We start from the raw sequence: 22,857 nt of genomic DNA, 5'->3' as shown, positions 1-22,857 counted from the left end.
CGTCAGTGCTTCAGGGGCCGCCCGAGCTTCTTCGCCAGGATCCGTTGCGGGCTCTTCTCCGGGTCGGCTTGGTCGGCGACCGCGATGTAGGCGGTCTGCTCCAGCATGTAGCGACCGCCCATGGCACCGTGCATCACGAGGTCGGAGAAGGTCACCCAGGTCTCGCCGGGCTGGAAGCGCACATCGGCCTGGGGCGCGTTGGCCTGGTAGTCCAGGTCGCGCTTCAGGGCGTCGTGGAGGTGCAGCATCAGGTGGTCGTATTCCGTGCGCTTGGCCTTGGTGATCTTGAGCGCGGCCAATACGCTCGCCGAGAGGCCGGAATAGCCCGGGAGCTTGGGCAGAAACTTCTCCGCCATCGAGCCGAAATCCTCGCCGACCCGCCACAGCCGCGGTTGCCCCTCGGCGTTGATGTTGCGGAAGATGCGCAGGATGCGCCGCTCACCGATCGGGTTGGAGGGGAAGGCATCGACATGCATGCGCGTGTCGTCGCGCCGCCAGCTCAGCTTGCGCTTGTCCACGTCGAACGGCCGGTAGGAGGTGCCCGCGAGCGAGACCTTTTCGCGGTAGGCGGGGAGATAGGTGTCGATCAGGTCCTTCGCGAAGCGGCGGTAGCGCACCAGCAGGTCGCGCAGGCGTGCCTGCTCCTCCTCGGTGCCGGCCCCGCCCCGCAGCTCGGCGGTCTCGTTGCGGATCGCGACGTTCTTGGCCTTGCCGTCGGCGAAGGGGCGCTCGACGAAACGCTGCTCGAAGGCGTCGAAGGGGAAGTCGAGATCGCGGAAGACGAGGACCGAGCCGCTCTCCAGCGCCTCGACGAGACCGGGCGCGCCCGGCACCGCCTCGGCGCGGGAGACGGGATGAACGGGGCTGATCATGGCTGGCATTTCCCGCACGATTGGATGGTGCGCGGTGTAACCGACCGGCTCACCCTCTGCCAACACGCCAGCCCGCTGCGGCGTCTCGACCCGCCCCGGCGTTTTGCGGTGGACGAAACCTTGCCTCCGCTTGCTCCGCCGCTCGCGCCCGCGTCTCCTGATCGGCAACCTGGGGCATGGGCGGGGCGTTCTCTCCGCTGAACGTCCGCCCTTGGACGAGGAACCTTGGACGAGGAACCGGCCATGGCGACGCTGAAGGAATTCGAGGAGGCTCTGCGCGAGCACAGCATGCATATGGCGCTCGCCCTGCTGGAGCGCCTGCGCGAGCGCGACCGCCAGACCCGCACCATTCGCCCGGCCCGGCGCATCACGGGCCAGAAGATGACGCCCGACCTCGCCCGCGCGATCCTGGAACTGCACGCCTCCACCGGCATGACCCAGCAGGAGATCGCGTTCAAGGTCGGGGTGAACCAGGGCCGGGTCAACGAGGTGATCAAGCGCGGCAAGTGGCTCGACGACGATCCGCACGCCCCCGAGGCGGTGGCACGCGACAAGGCGAAGGCGCGGATGCGCGCCGACCCCAAACCGCGCCCGAAGCCGGCGGTTCGCAAGGAAACGCCGCGCGCGGCAAAGCGCCCGGCCGCCCCCCAGGGGCAGTTCGCGTTCGGGGATCTGTAGCGCGATGTCCGGCACGGGCGCGGCACTCTGCCGGGTGGTGCGGCCCGGAGAGCCTTTCATCGGCAAGCAGGGATTGTCCTACGCGCCCGGTATCTCGGCGGAATCGGCAGGTTCGACGGGCGTGCACCTGCAGATGGTGACGATCCCGCTGGGAGCGCGGGCCAAGGCGCACAAGCACGAGGGCCACGAGACGGCGATCTACGCGCTCGCGGGCACCTCCTGCACGTGGTGGGGCGAGCGGCTGGAGCACCACACCGCGCTGCGGCCCGGCGAATACTTCTACATCCCAGCCGGCGTGCCGCACCTGCCCTACAATCCGAGCCGTACCGAGCCGTGCACGGCGCTCATCGCCCGCACCGATCCGAACGAGAAGGAAAGCGTGGTGCTGCTGCCGGATCTCGACGGGATCCATCCGTGACCGGCACGGTTGAGGAATCGGATTTCCTCTCTCCGGACCCCCGTGATGCGATGCGCCCTGGTCTGCGTGGTCCTGCTCGCCGGCATCGGGCCTGCCCTGGCGCAGCGTCCCTCCACCACGACGCTCAGCTGCGCCGAGGCCCGCGCCGTGGTCATGCGGCAAGGCGCGGCGGTGCTCGGCACGGGCGGGCGGACCTTCGACCGGTTCGTGCGCGACCGCTCGTTTTGCGAGGCGACGGAGATCGGACGGCGCGCCTTCGTGCCCACCCGCGACAATCCGGGCTGCTTCGTCGGCTTCACCTGCTACGAGCCCGGCCGCGGCGACCGGTTCGGGGATTTTTGACCGAGCCATATGAAAACGCCCCGGCCTTGGCGGCCGGGGCGCTCCCCTGCGGGATCAGCCTCGCGGCTGAGCGGTTACGCGGCGTGCTGGACCGAGCCTTCGATCACCGGCTGGCTCGATGGCCGGCTGGCGATCTCGATGCGACGCGGCTTCTTCGCCTCCGGGACCTCGCGGACGAGATCGACATGGAGGAGGCCGTTCTCCAGCACGGCGCCGGTGACCTGGACGTGGTCGGCGAGCTGGAAGCGGCGCTCGAAGGCGCGGGCAGCGATGCCCTGGTAGAGCACTTCGGCGGATTTGCCTTCGGCGGGTTTACGCTCGCCCTTGATGGTGAGAGCGTTCTCTTTCACCTCGATCGACAGGTCGGCCTCGGTGAAGCCAGCCACGGCGACGGTGACGCGGTAGACGTTCTCACCGGTGCGCTCGATGTTGTAGGGCGGGTAGGTCGGAGCCGCCTCGGTGCTCACGAGACCGTCGAGGGCCGAGAACAGTCGGTCGAAACCGACGGTGGAACGGTACAGGGGAGCCAGATCGAACTGACGCATCACATATCCTCCAGAAGAAGCAACATGCTCGATGTATTCGGGTCCGCCCTTGGGCCGGACCGTCGCGCCGCCGTCTCGGCCGGCGCTTCAATAATATTGGTGGCCCCCAAAAACCGCGCAAGGGTCTGTTTGCGGGGATTTCGCGTGAGCTTGAGCAAAAATTTCTCCCAGGTGAGCCCGCCGTGCTGACCCTGCGTCCCACCCCCGGCAATCCGGTGCCGCCCGGTGCCCGCCTCGTGCCGGTCGAGACCGCCGACGGCGTTCCCTTGCGGGCCGCGACGTGGCAGCCGACGACGCGGGGCGTGAAGGGCACGGTCTGCCTGCTTCAGGGCCGGGCCGAGTTCATCGAGAAGTACTTCGAGACGATCGCGGATCTGCGTGCCCGCGGCTTCTGCGTGGTCGCCTTCGACTGGCGCGGCCAGGGCGATTCCGGCCGTCAGGTCCGCGACGCCCACAAGGGCCATGTCCGCCACTTCGACGATTACGGTCTCGACCTCAAGGCAATCACCGAGACCGTGCTCGTGCCGATGATGCCCGAACCGCATTTCGGGCTCGCCCACTCCATGGGCGGGGCGGTGGCGCTGACACTCGCGGCGAAGGGCCGGCTGCCGTTCCGGCGGCTTGTCACCGTCGCGCCGATGCTGTCGATCCGCATGGTGCGCTGGCCGGCCGCGGTGTCGCTGCTCGTGCGCGGACTGCAACGGCTAGGCCTCGGGCGCAGCTACGTGCCCACCGGCGGCAAGACCTCGATTGCCACGAAGCCGTTTGCCGGCAACCGCCTCTCGACCGACCCCGCACGCTACGCCCGCAACGCAGCCGCTGCCCGCGAGGTCGGCGCCGGAGCGGTCGGCGACCCGACCGTCGCCTGGCTCGCTTCCGCCTTCCGGGCGATGCGGCGGCTGGAAGATCCGGCGATGATCCGGCGGATCCGCACGCCCTGTCTGATCGTCGGCGCCGGAGCCGATCCCGTGTGCAGCACCCCGGCGATCGAGCGCTTCGCCGCCCGGCTCAAGACCGGGCACCTGATCGTGCTGCCGGGCGCCCGCCACGAGATCTTGACCGAATGCGACGCGGTCCGCGCGGATTTCTGGGCGTCCTTCGATGCGTTCATCCCCGGCCACGGCCATCCTGCCATCGCCGAGAAGGCTCAGGCTCTCACGGGTTGAGCATGTTCAACGCCGCCTCGTGCAGCCGGCGGTCTCCGGCGGCCACGATCCGGCCGCCGCCGGTGGCCGGGCCCCCGTCCCAGCTCGTGACGACCCCGCCCGCGCCCTCGACGATGGGGATCAGCGCGACGATGTCGTAGGGCTTCAGCCCTGCCTCGACCACGAGGTCGATCTGGCCGGCGGCGAGCATGCAGTAGGCGTAGCAGTCGGTGCCGTAGCGGGACATCTTCACCTGCCCCTCGATCGCCCGGAATCGCTCGGATTCCTCCCCGTCCGCGAACAGGCGTGGGTCTGTTGTGGCGAGGATGGCGTTGCCGAGCGCCTCGTTGCGGCGGGTATGCAGGGTGCGTTCGCCCTTCGCCGAGCGCACACTCGCCGTCCTGCCGTCGCCGAGGAAGCGCTCGCCGAGATAGGGCTGGTGCATCAGCCCGCGCACCGCCGCGCCGTGATGGGTGAGCCCGATCAAGGTGCCCCAGGTCGGCAGGCCGCTGATGAAGGCGCGGGTGCCGTCGATGGGGTCGAGCACCCAGACGCATTCCGCATCCGCCCGCTCCGAGCCGAACTCCTCGCCGAGGATGCCGTGGTTCGGCAACCGGTCGTTGATCATCCGCCGCATCACGGCTTCCGCCGCGCGGTCCGCCTCGGTGACGGGGTCGAAGGCGTGGCCCGTCCCATGGGACTTGTCGTCGAGGCCGAAATGCGCCCGGAAGAACGGCAGGATCGCCGCTCCGGACTGAGTGGCGAGGTCTTCCATGAACTGGGCGAGATCGACGACGCTCATCGAGGGGCAGCCTCCCATTGTCGGATTGCGACGAAGCCGCCGACAGGCCGTTCCGTCAAGCCGGCTCGGGCAGAGCCTGCCGCGGGGGCGTGGCCGCATCGCTCCGCTCGGACCGCTCCGGGCGGCCCTCGTGGCGGGCGAGGGCGAGGATCGTCTCGATCAGGTCGCGCAGGGAGGTGACGTGGTCGTCCGCGCCGAGCTTAGCCCGCACCGCGTCGTCGGCGAGTATCGGCCCGTCGAGGCGCCACAGCCCGGCGACGATCGGCACGGTGTCGATCTTCTGGCGCAACCGCGAGACGAGGCGGCGCAGATGGGTCGGCTCGCCGGACAACGCGAGCGAGATCACGCAGACCGCCTGCGCCGGACCCGGCTCCCACTCGGCAATGTGCACCCGGGCGACCTCGGCGAAGGGCACCTGCCGGGTGCCGAAGCCGCGCTTGCGCAGGAGCTGGTCGGCGATGGCCGTGGCCGCGCCGTCGAGGAAGCCGCGGCCGGAGACGAGGAGCACCGCACCGTCGGCCCGCCACGCTTCGGGCAACTCGCCGGGTTCGGGATCGGCGATTGGCTCATTCTTGCAGGCACCCTCCCCGTCGCCGTCGAAGAGCTTGGCGGATTTGGAGGCCGGATCGGGCGCGGCATCCTCGCGATCCTCCAGATCCTCCACCAAGGCGGTGATCGAGGCGCGGATCTCGTCCTTCTGGCTCGGCGTCAGCACGCCGCGGGCGGCGTCGCGGGAGGCGAGTTCGAGACCCTTCAGCACCACGTCGTCGTAATAGGCCGAGAGCGAGCATTCGCGTAGGATCAGGTCGGCATGTTCCTGCGCCTCCTCCGGGTCGTCGGCGAGCATGCGCTGGTAGAAGTTCTCGATCGGCGTCAGCGCCGGGCGGTTGCTGAACAGCACATCCAGGAATTCCAGCCGATCGACGTGGCGCCCGAGCACGACGAGGCAGACGGTGAGCGGCGTCGAGAGCAGGAGGCCCACCGGTCCCCACAGCCAGGTCCAGAACAGGGCCGAGACCAGCACCGAGAACGGCGAGACGCCGGTCGAGTGGCCGTAGACCAGCGGCTCGATGATCTGCCCGACGATGGGCTCGACGATGACGAAGAGCAGGAAGGTCGCCAGCACCATGCTCCAGCCCGGATCGACCGCCGCCGCGAGCGCGATCGGCAGGACCGCCGAGAGGAAGGCGCCGATATAGGGCACGAAGCGCATGACGAGCGCGAAGATGCCCCACAGCACGGGGCTCGGCACGCCGATGATCCAGAGCCCGACGCCGATGACGAGGCCGAAGGCGGAGTTGAGCGCGAGCTGGCCCAGGAAGTAGCGCGAGAGCCGCCGGGCCGCGTCGTCCATCGCCACGGTCGTGCGGTGGAGGTCGCTCGACCCCGCGAGTCGGATCAGGCGGTCGCGCAGGTCTTCCCGCTGCATCAGGATGAACAGGAGCACGACGAAGACGATGCCGGCGGTGGCAAGCGGCTGGGCCACCGGCGCGAGCACGGTGGTGGCCAGTTCGAGCGGGCCCGGGCGGCGCTCCTCCACCTGCACCAGCATCGGCTTCGGCGGCTCCGGCTCGGCCTTGCGGGGATTGTCGCGGGCGGCCTGCTGCTTGGCCTTCTCGGCCGCCTCCTTGGTCTCCTCGCCGCCCTGGTGGATCGCCCGGTTGATGTTGGCGATGTAGTCCATCGTCTGGCCGAGCGTGCCGGCCCGCAGCCCCTCGATCTTGCGCTCGACGGTGCGCTGGTAGCGCGGCACGTCCCCCGCGAGTTCGGCGACCTGCACGCCGATGACCGTGGACACCGCGGCGATGATCCCGGCGGCGAGCAGCACCGAGACCAGCACTGCGAAGGCCCGCCCCAGCCGCAGCCGGCGCAGAAAGTTCACCAGCGGGCCGAGCACGAACGACAGCAGCACCGCGATCGCGATGGGGATCAGCACCTCACGCGCGAGGAAGAGGCCCGCGACGATGATCGCGAATACGACGAGGGAGGAGGCGAGCGGACCTTTCGGCGTCTCGGCCGCGGAAACGCGCGTCGGGCGCGGTGGCACGATGAAGCCCTCACCGGGGGAAATACGCTTCATGTCAGGCCGGGCTTCCCTCTCACGCCACGCTTCATCCGAGGCCCGACGGATCGCGTCGCGGGCCTCGGTTCTGTTCACAAGGGTCCGGGCGGGCTTCGCACGACGATCCGCGGTCGAGCCGGGCGGTCGTCGTCACGAGCCAGCGCCCGAAGGCACCTGAACTCAAGAAACCGTGAGCAGGCCGGATTCGATCCCTGAAACGTTGCCGTGACGGCGTCGTCCCTCAGGCCTCGGTGAACGATTCGGCGAAGGGATGCAGGCTGAAGCCGGCCCGCTCCAGCTCGGCCCGCACCGTTCGCGCCATCGCGAGCGCCTCCGGGTTGTCGCCGTGGACGCAGACCGTATCGATCGCAACCGGAACGCGACGCCCCCCGAGCGTGAACACCGCGCCCTCCCCGATCATGCGGGCGACGCGCAGAGCGGCTTCGCCCGCGTCGTGGATCACTGCGCCGGGCGAGGCGCGGGGGGCGAGCGTGCCGTCCTCGGAATAGGCGCGGTCGGCGTAGATCTCGCGCACGAGGGTCAGCCCAGCCCGCTCCCCGGCGCGCTCGGCAGCGAGCCCCGGCATCACCACCAGGGCAAGGCTGGCATCGACGCCGGCCACGGCGCGGGCCAGGGCGTCGGCGACCGCGTCGTCCTCGTTGGAGAGGTTGGCGAGCGCCCCGTGCGCTTTGACATGGGTGACGCGGGCACCGGCCAGAGCGGCGCAGGCCTGCAACGCGCCGATCTGGTAGGCGATGTCGCGCTCGATTCTTCTGGGACTTTCTTGGATCCGGTTTCGGCCAAAGCCGCGTAGGTCCGAAAAACCGGGATGGGCGCCGATGGCCACGCCCCGCGCCTTCGCGGCGAGCACCGTCTCGACCATGATGTCGGGGTCGCCCGCATGGAAGCCACACGCGACGTTGGCCGAGGTGACGATGTCGAGGAGCGCGGTATCGTCGCCCATGCGCCAGGGCCCGAAACCCTCGCCGAGATCGGCGTTGAGATCGATGCGGGCGCTCACTCGGCGGCCCGCATGGATCTCGACGTCTTCCCAGGCTTCGGCCCCTGTTGTGATGCTTGTTGTGCCCCTTGCCCCGGCCGCATCATCACGCCGAAGCCTTCGCTCGCGTCGCCGATGAAGCGGATGCCCTCGCCTTCGAGCACCGTGCGGATCGCGTCGAGGGTCCTTGCGCGCGGGGCAACCTGATCGCTCTCGATCATGTTCAGGGTCACGACCGAGACCGCGGCGCGACTGGCCAGAACGCCTTGCGTCCATTTGAGAAGGCCGCGTCCGGCGCGGATCTGGGCGGGTGTGATGGTGGATGGGTTCATGGATGGGAGATGCGTGAAGCTGAAAGAATTTTCAAGTTTCGGGTTGACGCAGTCCGGGTGCAACCGTAAGCACAACCCATCAGCTCAGCCGGGCCAGCGATCGAGCGTTGCCTTTTAACCCGTACGGGAAAGCTTCCGCTCCCTCGCACCCACATCCGGCTCACAGCTCGAACATCATCACCGGCGCGGGCCGGTTGGCATCGGTTATCACCTATCCCGTGAAGCCCCGATCGCCCGTTCACACGTCCGCGCTTCCCATTGGCCCCGCCTCGACGGAGCAAGGTATGAAACACGACGATCTACGCGTCGCCGCTTTCGCCCGTCCAGGGTCTGAGCGGCCAAGGGCGATGTGCTCGTATCCGACCACACGAGAGACGGTCGGCCACGCGGGCCGATAGCGGACGGTTATCTCAGGGAATCGAATGCCGGATGCCCTCGGGCGGACGGCGCGGTTGTCCGAAAGGACATTCCCGTTCGCACCCCCATGCCCGCGTGGCCGCCGTTCCGGCGCGGCCACAATCCCCCACTCCCCATCCCGGCGGCCCCTGCGGGCCGAACGGGGACGGTTATCGGTAGAGCGCCGTGGCACACGCCGCGGAGGTCGCGAATTCGATTGTCGCCGGGCATCACACCCGTAGCTCAGTAAACCCGTCCCCGACATCCACGACCGCAGGACTTTTCGCGTCTGAGTTGTAGGAAATTATTCAAATCGCGCGGGCCGAAGAGGTAAGGTTATCATCGTTAATGAGGTGGTCGCGGGTTCGACTCCCGCCGGATCGCAAGGTCCGTAGCTCAGTCGGGTAGAGCGCCCCTTTTCTCACACCATGACCGCGCAGCTCGAGGCCGGACGTTCGTCCGCCCGAAGGGCGCAGAACGACAAAGGTATCGGCCGTGCGGGCCGATGGAGACAGGTGATCGTTGGCCGAAAGGCCGGGTTCGAATCCCACGGGCCGCGAGGTCCGATGCCCGGGTGGCGGACGGGCAACGCACGCCGCGCGAGCGGACCTCCTGTCTCCCCTCCATGCCCGCACGGCCGCTGACGGAACAAGCGAATTCGGCCGCGCGGGCCGGATTGCGAGGGTGATCTGGTCCTAGGGTTCGAATCCCAGGCGCCGCAAGGCGCCGGAATCCCTCGCACGACTCACGACCGCGCGCCGCAACGAGCCTCGGGGACCATCCCAAAAATAGCCCCGCGGAGAAAGGAGCGAGCAATGTTGAACTATGGAAAGCTGTTCTCGCTCCGGCGCACCCCGCAGTCGGAGCCCCTTCCCCGCACCGTGCCGAATTCGGCCGGCGGCCATATCTTCGCGCTGAGCGACTGGGCGCGGCTCGACCGCTTCCTCGTGCTCGGCTCGGAAGGCGGCTCGTATTACGCGGGCGAGCGGGCGCTGACCCGGGAGAACGCCGCCGCGGTGATGCGCTGCATTGCCGAGGACGGTCCGCGGGCAGTCGCGGTCATCGTCGCGATGAGCGAGGCGGGCCGTGTGCCGAAGCAGGATCCGGCGATCTTCGCGCTGGCGCTCGCGGCCTCCGCGGAAGCTGAGGCGACCCGCCGGCTGGCGCTCGCCGCCCTGCCACGGGTCTGCCGCACCGGCACACACCTGTTCCAGTTCGCGGGCGCCGTCGAGGCGATGCGCGGCTGGGGCCGGGCGCTCCGGCGCGCGGTCAGCGACTGGTATCAGGCGCGTCCGGTGGACGCGCTCGCCTACCAGGCGGTGAAGTACCGGTCCCGTCAGGGCTGGTCGCACCGCGACCTCCTGCGGCTGGCTCACCCGGAGACGGACGAGCCGGCCCGGAAGGCGCTGTTCGACTGGATCTGCCGCGGCACGCTGACCGAGGAGACCCCCGCTCTCGTCCACGCCTTCGCCTCGGTACAGGCGGAGGGCGTCGACGGCGCTTACGCGGCGGCGCAGGTGCGTACGCACAATCTGCCCTGGGAGGCGCTGCCGACCGGGCTGATGACGAGCCGCGCGGTGAACGAGGCCCTGATCGAGCGCATGCCGGTCGGTGCCCTCGTGCGCCAGCTCGGCCGGCTCACCGCGTCGGGGGCGCTCGCGCCCTTCACCGCGGCGACCGCGCACGTGGTCGGCGTGCTGTCGGATCGGGATCGCCTGTTGAAGGCGCGCCTGCACCCGATGGCGCTGCTGGTGGCGCTCCGGACCTACGCGTCCGGGCGCGGCCAGCGCGGCCGACTCTCCTGGGAGCCGGTGGCGGCCATCATCGAGACGCTGAACGCGGCCTTCTACACCGCCTTCGGAGGCGTCGAGCCCACGGGCCGGCGTCTCGTGCTGGCGCTGGACGTCTCCGGCTCGATGAGCTGCGGCTCCGTCGCGGGTTCCGCTCTGACGCCCCGCGAGGCGGCCGCCGCGATGGCGCTCGTCACCGCGGCGACCGAGGAGCACTGGCAGACCCTCGGCTTCACGGCCGAGCCCGGCCAGTCCTGGAGCCAGGGGGCGGCGCTCACCGCCCTGCCGATCGGGCCGTCGATGCGTCTCGACCAGGCGGTGGCGGCGACCGCCGACCTGCCCTTCGGCGGGACGGATTGTTCGCTGCCGATGCGGTGGGCGCTGGAGCGGGGCGTGAAGGCTGACGCGTTCGTGGTCTACACGGACTCGGAAACCTGGGCGGGGCCGGTCCACCCGGTCCAGGCGCTGCGGGAGTACCGGGAGAAGACCGGGATTCCGGCCAAGCTCGTGGTCGTGGGGCTCGTCTCCAACGGCTTCAGCATCGCCGACCCGAACGACGCCGGCATGCTCGACGTCGTCGGCTTCGACACGGCGGCGCCCGCGCTGATCGCGGATTTCATCCGCAGTGAATGACGAGAGGGGCGGACGGCTCGCAGCGAGCCGTCCGCCCTGGTCCCCAAAATTCAAGAAGCAAGACTTCAGGAAGACGGAGCGGCACCATGACCGCGATCAACGGACGCGACCTCATCGCTTGGGGCTTCCAGCCCGGCGGATGGTTCAAGCGGGCGGTCTCCATCGCCAACGCGATGCGCGTCGAGGGCGCCGACGATGCGGCGATCCGCGCACATCTGGCCACCCTCGACCCGGCCGCCCACGTCATCCCGATGCGAACGAACGCCCTCGCATTCGGCGTCTTCCTCGACGCCGAGACCGAGGCCGAGCGGGCGAACGCGGCCGCGGTGATCGCGCATATGGACGCGCTCATGCGGGTGCCGACCATCGTCAAGGGCGCGGTGATGCCGGATGCCTGCCCCTCGGGCTTTGCCGAGGGCACGATCCCCGTGGGTGGCGCAGTCGCCTGCGCGGACGCGATCCATCCGGGCTTCCACTCGGCCGACATCTGCTGCTCGGTGGCGATCACCGTGTTCCGCCGGGCCGACGATCCCTGGCAACGGGCCTGAGGGATCGACAGGCACTCACACCACGACCGCCACCGCCGCCTGCTCCCCCACCCCGAACACCCTTTTGTAACGCTCCACTTCCGCCGCAGGCCCCTGGGCCTTGCTCGGGTTGTCCGAAATTTTCACCGTCGGGCGGCCCTCCGCTTCCGTCACCTTGCAGACCACCGAGATCGGATCGAGGCGCCCTTCCGGCACGAGGCCGCGGAAATCGTTGGTCAGTCGGGTGCCCCAGCCGTAGCCGATGCGCATGCGGCCGTGGAAATGCGCGTGAATCGCCTCGATGTCGTCGATGTCGAGCCCGTCGGAGAAGATCGCCAGCTTTTCGCGCGGGTCGCAGCCCCGCGACGCCCAGAAGGCGAGGGCCTCCTCGCCGCCCGCGATCGGCTCCTTCGAGTCGATGCGGATGCCGGTCCAGGCGGTGAGCCAGTCGGGCGCGTTGGCGAGGAAGCCGGTGGTGCCGTAGGTGTCGGGCAACGCCACCAGCAGGTTGCCGGCATAGTCCTGCTGCCAGTCGGCGAGCACCGCGTAGGGCGCGGCCGCCAGGGCCTCATCGTCGTCGCCCGCGAGTGCGGCGTAAACCATCGGCAGTTCGTGGGCGTTGGTGCCGACCGCCTCGACCTCGCGCCGCAGGGCGATCAGGCAGTTCGAGGTGCCGAGGAAGGCGCCCTCGCCCAAGCCTTCGCGCATCGCCTGCACGCACCAATCCTGCCACAGGAAGCCGTGGCGGCGGCGCGTGCCGAAATCGGCGATGGAGAGGTCGGGCAGGCGCTTCAAACGCTCGATCTTCTCCCAGACACGGGTCATGGCGCGGGCGTAGAGCACCTGCAGATCGAACTTGCCCATGCCGCGCAGCACCGCGCGGGAGCGCATCTCGTTGAGGATCGCGAGGGCCGGCACCTCCCACATCGTGGTCTCGACCCAGGGGCCGTGGAAGGTCAGCGCCACTTGTCCGTCGCGGGTCTCCAACTCGTATTCCGGCAACTGAAACGCCTCGAACCACGCCATGAACTCGGATGAGAGGATCTGGCGCTTGCCGTAGAAGGTATTGCCGCGAAGCCAGGTGGATTCGCCCCGGCTCAAGCGCACCGTGCGGGCATGGTCGAGCTGCGCCCGCAATTCCCCGAGGTCGATCTCGTCGGCCACCCGCACGCTCCGGGTGCGGTTCTGGATTCCGAAGCTAACGTTCAGCTCTCGGTGACGGCGGAAGATCATCTGCGCCATCAGGAGCTTGTAGAAATCCGTATCGAGCAGCGAACGCACGATCGGGTCGATGCGGAAATTGTGGTCGTAGACCCGCTTCGCGAGGTCGATCATGGGCCGTCCGTGTTCAGGGAGCGTCGGCCGAGCTTGGGGCGGATCGCCCCGGCGATCAACGTCGGCGGGCGCAGGGCATCATGACAAAAAAGGCGCCCCCACCAGAGGCAGGGGCGCCGGACGTGACGGAAATGGGCACGAGGCCCGTTCCCAGGAAGAATCAGGCGAGGTCGACCTTCTTGGTCTCGGTCTTCGGGCTCTCGCCGGTGAGCGAGGCCTTCACGTAGCCGTAGAGGTGAACCATCGTGGAGGACGGGCTGTCCCAGTACTCGCCCTGCTCGGGATGGATACGGATCAGGCCGACCTCCGGGTCGTTCTTGCCGTTGGGGAACCACGTCTTGAGGCTCTCCTGCCACTTCTCGTCGATCAGCGCCTGGTCGCGGATCACCTCGGCCTTGCCGGCGATCGAGACGTAGGTCTGGCTCGACGGGTCGGAATAGGAGAGGTTCACTTGGTTGTCGCGGCCGATCTCGGCGGTCTTCGGGCTGTGCAGCTTGGTGAAGAACCAGATGTCGCCGTTCTCGTCGATCTCGTTGTTCCACATCGGGCGGCTGTTGAGCGTCCCATCCTGGTCGGCGGTGGTCAGCATCGCGACCTTGACGTCCTTGACCAGCTCGAAGAGCTTCTTCGCGCCCTCGTGGTCGCGATGGTTGCCCTGGTGCATGAGATCCGTACTCCGTCTGTCGTCGATGGCGTGAGCCGGGCAGGCTGAGTCCCCGATCGATGGTCCGCTGCCCGGCGATTGCCTCGACAACGAGCGAGTTCGATCTTGGTTCAGGGGTGGGTCGAAGCTTTGCCGGAGAGTGACGGGTGAAGGAGATGAGGGTTGCGCTGCTGGCCCTGCTGCTGGCCGCCGCCGCTTTGCCGGCCTCTGCGGAGGTGCGCTTCGGCCCCGGCGTGCGGATCGGCGGCCACGACTTCTCGAACCGGCGTGCGCGCAGCGTCCATGTCGAGCGGGTGAAGCGGCTGCGCGGCCCCGTCGGCTGCCGGCACGTGCGCCGCGGCGTTTACCGGCGCGGCGACGGCTCGGTCGTCCGTGGACCCATGGAAACGTGCAACCTGATCGCCATTCCGTCGGGGCGGCGGCGCTGAGAACATAGCCTGAAGGCTGGCGTTTGCCACGAGGGTGGTTAGATGGTCGGGAGCGGGATGGCCCGCCCCGGCGCCCGATGGAGTTCGAGTTTTGGCGATCACGCGCGACGACGTGCTGAAGGCACTCTCGACCGTCACGGTCGACCGCGGCGGCACCACCCTGCCCGATTCCGGCCGCCTCTCGCAGGTGGTGATCGACCCGGGCAATCGGGTGATGTTCTCGATTCTGATCGATCCGAGCGAGGCCGAGCGCTTCGAGCCGGTGCGGCGCGAGGCGGAGGGCCGCGTCCTGACGCTGCCCGGCGTGTCGAGCGTGCTCGCGAGCCTGACCTCGGAGCGGGCCCCTAACCCGCCAGCCCCCGGCGCGGCCCCGCGTCAAGCGACAGGCGCTGTCGGAGGTCCCGGCGCCCCGCCGCGCCAGGGCAATGCGCTGCCGGGCGTGCGCCACATCGTGGCGGTGGCCTCGGGCAAGGGCGGCGTCGGCAAGTCGACCACCGCCTGCAACCTCGCCCTCGGCTTGAGTGCGCAGGGCCTCAAGGTCGGCCTGCTCGATGCCGACATCTACGGCCCGTCGGTGCCGAAGCTTCTCGGCCTCTCCGGCAAGCCGCGGGTGATCGAGGGCAAGACCCTGGAGCCGCTCCAGGCCTACGGGCTGAAAGCCATGTCGATCGGCCTGCTGATCGAGCCGGAATCGGCGATGATCTGGCGCGGGCCGATGGTGCAGTCGGCCATCACCCAGATGCTGCGCGACGTGGCCTGGGGCGAACTCGACGTGCTCATCGTGGATATGCCCCCCGGCACCGGCGACGCGCAACTCACCATGGCGCAGGCGACGCCCCTGTCGGGCGCCGTCATCGTCTCGACGCCGCAGGATCTGGCGCTGATCGACGCGCGCCGCGGCGTGACCATGTTCCGCAAGGTCTCGGTGCCGATCCTCGGCGTGATCGAGAACATGGCGACCTTCATCTGCCCGAATTGCGGGGCGGCTTCCGCAATCTTCGGCCATGGCGGCGCCCGCCACGAGGCCGAGCGCCTGGAGGTGCCCTTCCTCGGCGAGATCCCGCTCACCATGGCGATCCGTGAGACCTCGGATGCCGGACGTCCCGTGGTCGCCACCGACCCAGACGGGCCGCAGGCCAAGATCTACCGCGAGATCGCCCAGAAACTCTGGGCCAACCTCAGCGGTGCGCCTGTCGGCCGCGCGGCGCCGAAGATCGTCATCGAGTGAGGTCTTCTCCGGTCTCCGGTCCGGGCACATTGGGCCTGATCCTGGCCGGCGGCCTGTCGCGGCGGATGGGTGGGGGCGACAAGCCCCTGCGCCAGCTCGCCGGACGCACCCTGCTGGAGCGCGTCGCCGAACGGCTCGGCCCGCAATGCGCATGTGGGCTCGCACTCAGCGCCAACGGTGATCCGGCCCGTTTCCGGGCGGTGTTCGCGGGAGCCGTCCTGCCCGACACCGTGCCGGACCATCCGGGGCCGCTCGCCGGCATCCTCGCCGGGCTGGAAGCCGCCGAAGCAGCGGGTCTGTCCCACATCGTCAGCGTGCCGGGCGACGCGCCCTTCCTGCCCGAGGACTTCGTTGCGCGGCTCATTGCGACAGCCGTGGCGGAGGGCAGGCCGATCGCGCTCGCGGCCTCGGGCGAGCGGCGCCATTTCACCAGCGCGCTTTGGCCGGTGGCGCTCCGCGCGGATCTGCGCGGCTGGCTCGCTTCGGGCGAGCGGCGCGTCGGCGGCTTCATCGAGCGGCACGGGGCGGCGGTGGCCTCCTGGCCGGTCGAGCCGATCGACCCCTTCCTCAACCTCAACGCGCCGGAGGATCTGGCCGCAGCCGAGGCGTTGCTGGCGCGGGTTTCCTGACCGGCCGGCAACGCACCGTTGGGAGGCGCCCGGATGTTGTGCAAGCCCCCCGGAATTCATATTTAAGTAACTGAGACCACGGCCTTTGGTCGGCCACGGCTATCTTGCCCCTACCCTCATCCCGAGTTGCCGAAGCGCGAGCAAAGGCCTCGAAGGATCCTCCAGGGATCGCACGCGAACTGGAGGATCCTTCGAGGCCCGCATTCCGCGGGCATTTCGGGATGAGGGCGCGGGCGGGACCGGGTCCGCGGTGTTTTTCGATTCCGGTCGGAACGAACAGTAGATCGAGAGAGCGACGTTGGCAGACGACAACGACCAACCCGGCGCCGGCACGCCCCCGCCCGCGACCGACATCAAGCCCGTCTCCATCACCGACGAGATGCGCCGGTCCTACCTCGATTACGCCATGAGCGTGATCGTGAGCCGGGCGCTGCCCGACGCGCGCGACGGCCTCAAGCCGGTGCACCGGCGCATCCTGTTCGCGGCGCACGAGAGCGGGCACCTGCCCGAGCGCCGCTACGTCAAGTCGGCCCGCATCGTCGGCGACGTGATCGGTAAGTACCATCCGCACGGCGACCAATCGATCTACGACGCCTTGGTCCGCATGGCCCAGGACTTCTCGATGCGCCTGATGCTCATCGACGGGCAGGGCAATTTCGGCTCGGTCGACGGCGATCCGGCCGCGGCCATGCGCTACACCGAATCGCGTCTGGCCAAGCCCGCCAGCGCGCTCCTCTCGGACATCGACAAGAACACCGTCGATTTCCAGGCGAACTACGACGGAGAGCACGAGGAGCCGACCGTTCTGCCGGCCCGCTTCCCGAACCTCTTGGTCAACGGCGCGGGCGGCATCGCGGTGGGCATGGCCACCAACATCCCGCCGCACAATCTCGGCGAGCTGATCGACGCCTGCATCGCCCTCATCGACGATCCGAGCCTGACCATCGAGGCGCTCAACGAGATCGTGCCCGGTCCCGACTTCCCGACCGGTGGCCTGATCCTCGGCCGCGCGGGCACGCGGCAGGCCTACGCGACGGGCCGCGGCTCGATCATCATGCGGGCGAAGTCCCATGTCGAGGAACTGCGCAAGGAGCGCGAGGCGCTGATCTTCACCGAGATCCCGTATCAGGTGAACAAGGCGACGCTGGTCGAGAAGATCGCCGAACTCGTCAAGGAGAAGCGCGTCGAGGGCATCTCGGACCTGCGCGACGAATCCGACCGCGACGGCATGCGCATCGTCGTCGAGATCAAGCGCGACGCCATGGCCGAGGTCGTGCTGAACCAGCTCTACCGCTACACGCCGCTGCAATCCTCGTTCGGCTGCAACATGGTGGCGCTGAACGGCGGCCGCCCCGAGCTGATGAACCTGAAGGACCTGCTGCTCGCCTTCAACGACTTCCGCGAGGAGGTCGTCTCCCGGCGCACCAAGTTCCTGCTGAACAAGGCGCGCGAGCGCGCCCACGTCTTGTGCGGTCTGGCCATCGCGGTTGCCAATATCGACGAGGTGATCCGCCTGATCCGGACCTCGCCGGACCCGAACACCGCCCGCGAGGCCTTGATGGCCCGCGACTGGCCGGCCCACGACATTGCCCCCTTGATCGCGCTGGTGGACGATCCGCGCTACCGCGTGGCCGAGGACGGCACCTACCGGCTCTCGGAGATCCAGGCCCGCGCGATCCTCGACCTGCGCCTGCAGCGCCTCACCGCCCTGGGCCGTGACGAGGTCGGCGACGAGCTGAAGAAGCTCGCCGACGAGATCGCCGACTACCTCGACATCCTGCGCTCGCGGGTCCGCATCCAGGCGATCGTGAAGACGGAACTCGCCGAGGTGCGCGCGCTCTTCGCCACCCCGCGCAAGACCGAGATCATCGATTCCGATTTCAGCGTCGAGGACGAGGATCTGATCGCCCGCGAGGACATGGTCGTGACCGTGTCCCATGCCGGCTACGTCAAGCGTGTGCCGCTCTCGACCTACCGGTCGCAGCGCCGCGGCGGCAAGGGCCGCTCCGGCATGAGCACGCGCGACGAGGATTTCGTCACCCGGCTGTTCGTGGCCTCGACCCACACGCCGGTGCTGTTCTTCTCTGACCAGGGCCAGGCCTACAAGGAGAAGGTCTGGCGCTTGCCGATGGCCGCGCCGAACGCGCGCGGCAAGGCGCTCGTCAACATCCTGCACCTGCAGAACGAGGGCGAGCGCATCTCGACCATTATGCCGCTGCCCGAGGACGAGACGTCCTGGGACACGCTCGACGTGATGTTCGCCACCGCCTCCGGCAATGTCCGCCGCAACAAGCTGTCGGACTTCACGACCGTGAACCGCAATGGCAAGATCGCGATGAAGCTCGATCCGGGCGATCACATCGTCCATGTCGAGATCTGCCGGCCGGAGCAGAACGTTCTGCTGACCACCGCCCTCGGCCAGTGCATCCGCTTCCCCGTCGAGGATGTGCGCGTCTTCAAGGGCCGCGACTCGACCGGCGTGCGCGGGATCAACCTGGGCAAAGACGACAAGGTCATCTCGATGGCGATCCTCAATGCCTTCGACGCCTCGCCCGAGGAGCGGGCCGGCTATCTCAAGATGCGCCGGGCCGTGATCGGCGATGCGGGCGAGGCGGAGGCCGAGCCGGCCGAGGCCGAGGAGACCCCGGAGGCCACGGCGATCTCGCTGGAGCGCTACAACGAGATGGGCGCCGCGGAGCAGTTCGTGCTGACCCTGTCCGATCGCGGCTTCGGCAAGCGCTCTTCGTCTTACGAGTACCGGACCTCGGGCCGCGGCGGCAAAGGCATCACGGCGATGCGGGTCAACGCCCGCAACGGCAACCTCGTCGCCTCCTTCCCCGTAGAGGCCTCGGACCAGATCATGCTGGTCACCAATGCCGGCCAGCTCATCCGCGTGCCGGTGGACGACATCCGCATCGTCGGCCGCGCCTCGCAGGGCGTGACGGTGTTCAACACCGACAAGGCCGAGCGTGTCGTCTCGGTGGAGCACATCGAGGGCGAAGACGACAACGGCGACGGTGAAGAGGCCGCCTGATCGAAGGGCTGCGGAGGGGCCGAACAGGCCCCTCCGCAGCTCGGCAAGCGATCCTGATCAAAATTTTGTGATGCGGGATTATTTTCGGAATTACAGTATTCGCTTCAAGTCATGACGCGGTGTTGTCGTCTCAATATAACTGTTGCCGTTATATCATAGTTTTCGTGCCCAACCGTCGGTAGAGAAAGTGCGGCTTTCCTCACACCTTCGGTTCGAGCCTTGCGCAACTCCCTGATCCTCTCCGGCCTCGCGGGCGTCCTCCTTTCTGGAACCGCGCTGGCCGCCGACCTGCCGCGCCGCGCCGAGGCGCCGGTCTTCACGCCGGTCCCCGTCTTCGCCTGGACGGGCGCCTATTTCGGCCCCAACGGCGGCTACGCCTACACCGAGAGCGACACCCTGCGGACCACCGGGATCGGTGCGCTCCAGGCCAACGTGACCGGCGGCCTGCGCCGCGCGAACGTCGCCTTGCCGCAGGACGGGTTCAGCATCGGTGGCCAGGCCGGCTACAACTTCCAGCTCACGCCGGGCACCGGTTTCGTCTTCGGCTTCGAGACCGACGCGCAGTATCTCGATCTGGCGCGCAGCCGCACCGAGACGATCTTCAACCCCGCCCTCAACCCGAACGTCCTCCGCAACGTCTACGCCGCCGACCTCGACTTCCTCGGCACCGTGCGCGGCCGTATCGGCTACGCCTTCGACCGCGTCCTGGTCTACGGCACCGGCGGCTTCGCCTACGGCACCGCCACGTCGGCCGCGGTCTTCCGCACGGGCACGCCGATCACCTATGCCGGTGCCCGCTCCGGCCTCGAGACCGGCTACGCCTATGGCGGCGGTATCGAGTATGCGATCCCGGCCAATTCCTTCCTGGATCTCACGGGGTCCCTGCAGATGACGGTCAAGGCCGAGTACCTGCGCTACGACCTCGGCAGCCGCACGGTGCTGATCCGCAGCACGGGCGGCCCCGGCGTCGGCTACAACCTCGAATCCCGCACGGAGGGCGCTCTGGCCCGCGTCGGCCTGAATTTCGGGTTCGGGTCCTATTAAGCCGGAGGCCCGGCTGAGCGCTCCGGTTCCACCGGAGCCTCCTTTCATCCCAGCCCCATCTCGTTCGAGCGGGCGCCCTCCGGGGCGCCCGTTTCTGTTGGCGGCGGTTCCGTTCGCGGGAAAAATGCTCTAGGCCCGTTCCCGTGACGACCCGTACAGCGCTCTACGCCGGTTCCTTCGATCCGGTCACCAACGGCCATCTCGACGTGGTGCGACAGGCCTGCCGCCTCGTGCCGCGGCTGGTGCTGGCCATTGGCGTGCATCCCGGCAAGGCGCCGCTGTTCACGGCCGAGGAGCGCGCCGCCCTTTTGCGCGAGACCTGCGAGCCGCTCGCCGCGGCCGAGGGCGCGAGCCTGGAGGTCGTCACCTTCGACGATCTCGCCGTCACGGCCGCCCGTCGCTGCGGGGCGCGCCTGTTCATCCGGGGGCTGCGCGACGGCACCGACCTCGATTACGAGATGCAACTCGCCGGCATGAACGGCGCGATGGCGCCCGAGGTTCAGACCGTGTTCCTGCCCGCTTCCACCGGCGTGCGCCCGATCACCGCCACCCTGGTGCGCCAGATCGCGGCCATGGGCGGCGACGTCTCCCCCTTCGTGCCGCCGGTCGTCGCCGCGCGGCTTGCCGCTCGCTTTGCCAAATCCTGATCCCCACTACGGAGCTTTTGCCCGCATGAATCGCCGCCACGCCGTCCTCGGACTCGCCCTCTCCGCCATGCTCTTCGCCGCCCCGGCGCGGGCCGGCGAGAACACCGTGACGCTCGAGACCAAGGACGGGCGGGTCACGATCGAACTGCGCCCGGAGATCGCACCCAAGCACGTCAAGCAGCTCAAGACGCTGATCGGCCAAGGCTTCTACGACGGCCTGAAGTTCCACCGCGTCATCGACGGCTTCATGGTCCAGACGGGTGATCCCAAGGGCAACGGCACCGGCGGCTCCAGCCTGCCCAACATCCCCGCCGAGTTCTCTTCCGCGCCGTTCAAGCGTGGCACGGTCGGCATGGCCCGCTCGGGCAGCCCGAATTCGGCCAACTCGCAGTTCTTCATCTGCCTCGGCGACGCGGACTTCCTGAACAACAACTACACCGTCGTCGGCGTCGTCACCTCGGGCATGGACGTGGTCGACAAGATCAAGAAGGGCTCCAAGGCCGATAACGGCTCCGTGCAGAACCCCGACAAGATCGTGAAGATGACGCTCGCCGGAGGCGGCCAATAGCGGCCCGCCGGCCATCGCGCCGCGGGGTCTGCATCCTCGCCGCCTGCCTTGCCCCGATCGCCCCGATCATGGCGGGCGAGGCCGATGCGTTCGGCGGCATTGAACCCTGGCGCACCCTGCCCCAAACCTTGCGGGGTACGCAGCATGTGCCGCTGCCCGCCGGTGACACGGCGACGGCCCCGGCCGATACCTTGAAGGCGCTCTACCCGGCGCTGGCCGCCTGCTGGAAGGCGCCCGAGGGGCTCAGCCGGTTCGAGCGCGCGGAGATCACGGCGCGTCTCTCTCTGCGCCGGGACGGCTCGGTGATCGGTACGCCGCAGATCACCTTCGCCAAAACGCCGTTTGCGAAGACGCCGGGCGATGCGAGAGCCCGGGACATCCTGATTCGGGCGACGCTCGATGCGATCGCCCGCTGCACGCCGGTCCGGCTCACCCCGGCTCTCGGCGGAGCCATCGCGGGGCGCCCCCTGGCGCTGCGCTTCATCTACGACGGACCTAAAGGACAGGGAATTTAACTCATGGCAGAGACGAACGAGACCATCGTCCTTGAGACCACCAAGGGCCGCGTCGTCATCGCGCTGCGCGCCGACCTCGCCCCCAACCACGTCGAGCGGATCAAGACGCTGACGACCCAGGGCTTCTACGACGGCGTGCCGTTCCACCGCGTCATCGACGGCTTCATGGCCCAGACCGGCGACCCGACCGGCACCGGTTCGGGCGGCTCGGAGCTGCCCGACCTCAACGCCGAGTTCAACGCCGAGCCGCACGTGCGCGGCACCTGCTCGATGGCGCGCACCAACTTCCCGCACTCGGCGAATTCGCAGTTCTTCATCTGCTTCTCCGACGCGCGCTTCCTCGACCGCCAGTACACGGTCTGGGGCAAGGTGATCGAGGGCATGGAAGTGGTCGACACGATCAAGCGCGGCGAGCCCGTGCGCGATCCGGACCGGATCGTGAAGGCGACCGTCGCGGCGGCGTAAGCCGGTTTTCCCCCTCTCCTCGTATGCGGGGAGAGGGGCGGCTAGAGCATCATCCCGAAAGGTGGCCACCGGCTTTCGGAAAAGACCATGCTAAAACAATAACCTAGAGCATCGTTCTGGATCCCATATCCAGGACGATGCTCCAATGTCGCGATGATCCGGTCGGTCTAACCTTCCGGCGGCTCCCTGAGCCCCGCGGCCTCTTCGAGCCACGTCAGGATTTCCGGTGCCCGCCAGGGCTTGGGCATGAAGGTCGCGGTGACGCGCAGGTCGCTCGGCTGGTCGCCCGCGTCGCCCGAGGTCAGCAGCAGGCGGATGCGCGGCCACGTCACACCGATGATCCGCGCGAGTTCGAAGCCTCCGATCGTGCCCGGCGTGCGCACGTCCGAGAACACCACGTCGATCCCGTCGCCCCGCTGGTGCAGGATGTCGAGCGCACGCTCGGCCGTCTCGGCCTCGATGACCTCGAAGCCCTTCTCCTCCAGCAGCTCGGCCGCGAGGTAGCGCTCGTCGGGTTCATCCTCGACGACGAGAATGACGGGCCGGTGGCCTGTGGGTCGTGCGTCACTCATGACTGGTCACTCATGACCCTGATAAATCTAGAGAGCTCGCAGGAAAGACGCAGATTGCGCATCCCATACGACATCCTCCGGCAAAGTCCCCGGCAGACAATACGATAGGACAGCGCGGGCAAACGTCTGTCGTTCAAGGGCAACAGCGCCCGGATTTGTTGCTCTCGGGTCGGGTCGGCATGCGGA

The 22,857-nt window shown here is 68.6% G+C and carries 24 protein-coding genes; 15 read left to right on the top strand and 9 right to left on the bottom strand.

The window, feature by feature from the left end:
- Positions 1 to 2: 2 nt before the first annotated feature.
- On the bottom strand, positions 3 to 872 hold the full coding sequence (kdoO, locus tag MKK50_RS04590) for a Kdo hydroxylase KdoO (protein WP_253368892.1): 870 nt from the start codon (positions 870 to 872) through the stop codon (positions 3 to 5).
- Positions 873 to 1,115: 243 nt separating this feature from the next.
- On the opposite strand from kdoO, the gene MKK50_RS04585 reads away from it, so the two are divergent.
- The 3 genes from MKK50_RS04585 to MKK50_RS04575 are packed head-to-tail and all read left to right on the top strand — an operon-like array spanning position 1,116 to position 2,310.
- The gene (locus tag MKK50_RS04585; protein WP_253368891.1) at positions 1,116 to 1,550 is read left to right on the top strand and encodes an RNA polymerase subunit sigma-70; all 435 of its coding nucleotides are present in this window, start codon (positions 1,116 to 1,118) and stop codon (positions 1,548 to 1,550) included.
- A gap of 4 nt (positions 1,551 to 1,554) precedes the next feature.
- Positions 1,555 to 1,968 carry a cupin domain-containing protein gene (locus MKK50_RS04580; protein WP_499020713.1) on the top strand — a complete coding sequence of 138 codons (414 nt, stop codon included), beginning with the start codon at positions 1,555 to 1,557 and terminating at the stop codon, positions 1,966 to 1,968.
- A 45-nt stretch (positions 1,969 to 2,013) separates the two neighbouring features.
- Complete coding sequence (locus tag MKK50_RS04575; RefSeq protein ID WP_499020712.1) at positions 2,014 to 2,310, top strand: hypothetical protein; 297 nt, start codon at positions 2,014 to 2,016, stop codon at positions 2,308 to 2,310.
- 74 nt (positions 2,311 to 2,384) lie between these two features.
- Here MKK50_RS04575 and MKK50_RS04570 read toward each other — a convergent pair whose 3' ends face one another.
- Positions 2,385 to 2,855, bottom strand: a complete 471-nt coding sequence (locus tag MKK50_RS04570) for an Hsp20 family protein (protein ID WP_499020710.1) — start codon at positions 2,853 to 2,855, stop codon at positions 2,385 to 2,387.
- A 182-nt stretch (positions 2,856 to 3,037) separates the two neighbouring features.
- Here MKK50_RS04570 and MKK50_RS04565 point away from each other — a divergent pair, with 182 nt between their 5' ends.
- Complete coding sequence (locus tag MKK50_RS04565; RefSeq protein WP_253368884.1) at positions 3,038 to 4,021, top strand: alpha/beta fold hydrolase; 984 nt, start codon at positions 3,038 to 3,040, stop codon at positions 4,019 to 4,021.
- On the opposite strand, the gene hisN is transcribed toward MKK50_RS04565, so the two are convergent.
- From hisN to MKK50_RS04545, 4 genes are all read right to left on the bottom strand, one after another.
- Positions 4,011 to 4,802 carry a histidinol-phosphatase gene (gene hisN, locus MKK50_RS04560; protein ID WP_499020709.1) on the bottom strand — a complete coding sequence of 264 codons (792 nt, stop codon included), beginning with the start codon at positions 4,800 to 4,802 and terminating at the stop codon, positions 4,011 to 4,013. The two genes, MKK50_RS04565 and hisN, sit on opposite strands and share 11 nt — an antisense overlap.
- Before the next feature lie 55 nt (positions 4,803 to 4,857).
- Positions 4,858 to 6,882, bottom strand: a complete 2,025-nt coding sequence (locus tag MKK50_RS04555) for an AI-2E family transporter (RefSeq protein WP_499020707.1) — start codon at positions 6,880 to 6,882, stop codon at positions 4,858 to 4,860.
- A 223-nt stretch (positions 6,883 to 7,105) separates the two neighbouring features.
- Positions 7,106 to 7,885 carry a LamB/YcsF family protein gene (locus tag MKK50_RS04550; RefSeq protein WP_499020706.1) on the bottom strand — a complete coding sequence of 260 codons (780 nt, stop codon included), beginning with the start codon at positions 7,883 to 7,885 and terminating at the stop codon, positions 7,106 to 7,108.
- A complete protein-coding gene (locus tag MKK50_RS04545) occupies positions 7,882 to 8,196 on the bottom strand; it encodes a helix-turn-helix domain-containing protein (RefSeq protein ID WP_499020704.1) in 315 nt (104 codons plus the stop codon). Before MKK50_RS04545 ends, MKK50_RS04550 begins: the two co-directional genes overlap by 4 nt.
- A 1,211-nt stretch (positions 8,197 to 9,407) precedes the next feature.
- Here MKK50_RS04545 and MKK50_RS04540 point away from each other — a divergent pair.
- Together MKK50_RS04540 and MKK50_RS04535 are read left to right on the top strand one after the other, a co-directional pair.
- The gene (locus MKK50_RS04540) at positions 9,408 to 11,015 is read left to right on the top strand and encodes a TROVE domain-containing protein (protein WP_499020702.1); all 1,608 of its coding nucleotides are present in this window, start codon (positions 9,408 to 9,410) and stop codon (positions 11,013 to 11,015) included.
- Positions 11,016 to 11,101: 86 nt separating this feature from the next.
- Complete coding sequence (locus MKK50_RS04535; RefSeq protein ID WP_499020700.1) at positions 11,102 to 11,563, top strand: hypothetical protein; 462 nt, start codon at positions 11,102 to 11,104, stop codon at positions 11,561 to 11,563.
- Positions 11,564 to 11,578: 15 nt separating this feature from the next.
- Here MKK50_RS04535 and MKK50_RS04530 read toward each other — a convergent pair whose 3' ends face one another.
- Both MKK50_RS04530 and MKK50_RS04525 read right to left on the bottom strand, forming a co-directional pair.
- A complete protein-coding gene (locus tag MKK50_RS04530; RefSeq protein WP_499020698.1) occupies positions 11,579 to 12,877 on the bottom strand; it encodes a nicotinate phosphoribosyltransferase in 1,299 nt (432 codons plus the stop codon).
- 160 nt (positions 12,878 to 13,037) lie between these two features.
- Positions 13,038 to 13,541, bottom strand: coding sequence for a pyridoxamine 5'-phosphate oxidase family protein (locus tag MKK50_RS04525; RefSeq protein ID WP_499020696.1), 504 nt, complete (start codon positions 13,539 to 13,541; stop codon positions 13,038 to 13,040).
- A gap of 155 nt (positions 13,542 to 13,696) precedes the next feature.
- On the opposite strand from MKK50_RS04525, the gene MKK50_RS04520 reads away from it, so the two are divergent.
- The 9 genes from MKK50_RS04520 to MKK50_RS04480 all read left to right on the top strand — a co-directional run bounded on the left by MKK50_RS04520 (position 13,697) and on the right by MKK50_RS04480 (position 22,099).
- Complete coding sequence (locus MKK50_RS04520) at positions 13,697 to 13,969, top strand: hypothetical protein (RefSeq protein WP_499020884.1); 273 nt, start codon at positions 13,697 to 13,699, stop codon at positions 13,967 to 13,969.
- 91 nt (positions 13,970 to 14,060) lie between these two features.
- A complete protein-coding gene (locus MKK50_RS04515; protein WP_499020695.1) occupies positions 14,061 to 15,197 on the top strand; it encodes an Mrp/NBP35 family ATP-binding protein in 1,137 nt (378 codons plus the stop codon).
- Positions 15,198 to 15,262: 65 nt separating this feature from the next.
- On the top strand, positions 15,263 to 15,826 hold the full coding sequence (gene mobA / locus MKK50_RS04510) for a molybdenum cofactor guanylyltransferase MobA (protein WP_499020883.1): 564 nt from the start codon (positions 15,263 to 15,265) through the stop codon (positions 15,824 to 15,826).
- 298 nt (positions 15,827 to 16,124) lie between these two features.
- Entirely contained in the window at positions 16,125 to 18,860 is a 2,736-nt protein-coding gene (gene gyrA / locus MKK50_RS04505; protein WP_253368865.1) for a DNA gyrase subunit A, read from the top strand.
- 219 nt (positions 18,861 to 19,079) lie between these two features.
- Positions 19,080 to 19,904, top strand: a complete 825-nt coding sequence (locus tag MKK50_RS04500; RefSeq protein WP_253368863.1) for an outer membrane protein — start codon at positions 19,080 to 19,082, stop codon at positions 19,902 to 19,904.
- Between the two features lie 143 nt (positions 19,905 to 20,047).
- Positions 20,048 to 20,551, top strand: coding sequence for a pantetheine-phosphate adenylyltransferase (gene coaD / locus MKK50_RS04495; RefSeq protein WP_499020693.1), 504 nt, complete (start codon positions 20,048 to 20,050; stop codon positions 20,549 to 20,551).
- Between the two features lie 25 nt (positions 20,552 to 20,576).
- A complete protein-coding gene (locus MKK50_RS04490) occupies positions 20,577 to 21,119 on the top strand; it encodes a peptidylprolyl isomerase (protein WP_253368859.1) in 543 nt (180 codons plus the stop codon).
- Between the two features lie 68 nt (positions 21,120 to 21,187).
- The gene (locus tag MKK50_RS04485) at positions 21,188 to 21,634 is read left to right on the top strand and encodes a UCP034077 family protein (RefSeq protein WP_499020691.1); all 447 of its coding nucleotides are present in this window, start codon (positions 21,188 to 21,190) and stop codon (positions 21,632 to 21,634) included.
- A 3-nt stretch (positions 21,635 to 21,637) separates the two neighbouring features.
- Positions 21,638 to 22,099, top strand: coding sequence for a peptidylprolyl isomerase (locus MKK50_RS04480; protein ID WP_012255637.1), 462 nt, complete (start codon positions 21,638 to 21,640; stop codon positions 22,097 to 22,099).
- 167 nt (positions 22,100 to 22,266) lie between these two features.
- Here the strand turns inward: MKK50_RS04480 and MKK50_RS04475 are convergent, their stop codons facing one another.
- Positions 22,267 to 22,671: a response regulator gene (locus tag MKK50_RS04475; RefSeq protein WP_253368853.1), complete on the bottom strand. Its 405-nt coding sequence runs from the start codon at positions 22,669 to 22,671 to the stop codon at positions 22,267 to 22,269.
- Positions 22,672 to 22,857: the final 186 nt, after the last annotated feature.

The sequence above is a fragment of the Methylobacterium sp. J-043 genome (assembly GCF_022829505.1).
Lineage (GTDB): Bacteria > Pseudomonadota > Alphaproteobacteria > Rhizobiales > Beijerinckiaceae > Methylobacterium > Methylobacterium extorquens_A.
This window is presented reverse-complemented; position numbering and strand designations above follow the sequence as displayed.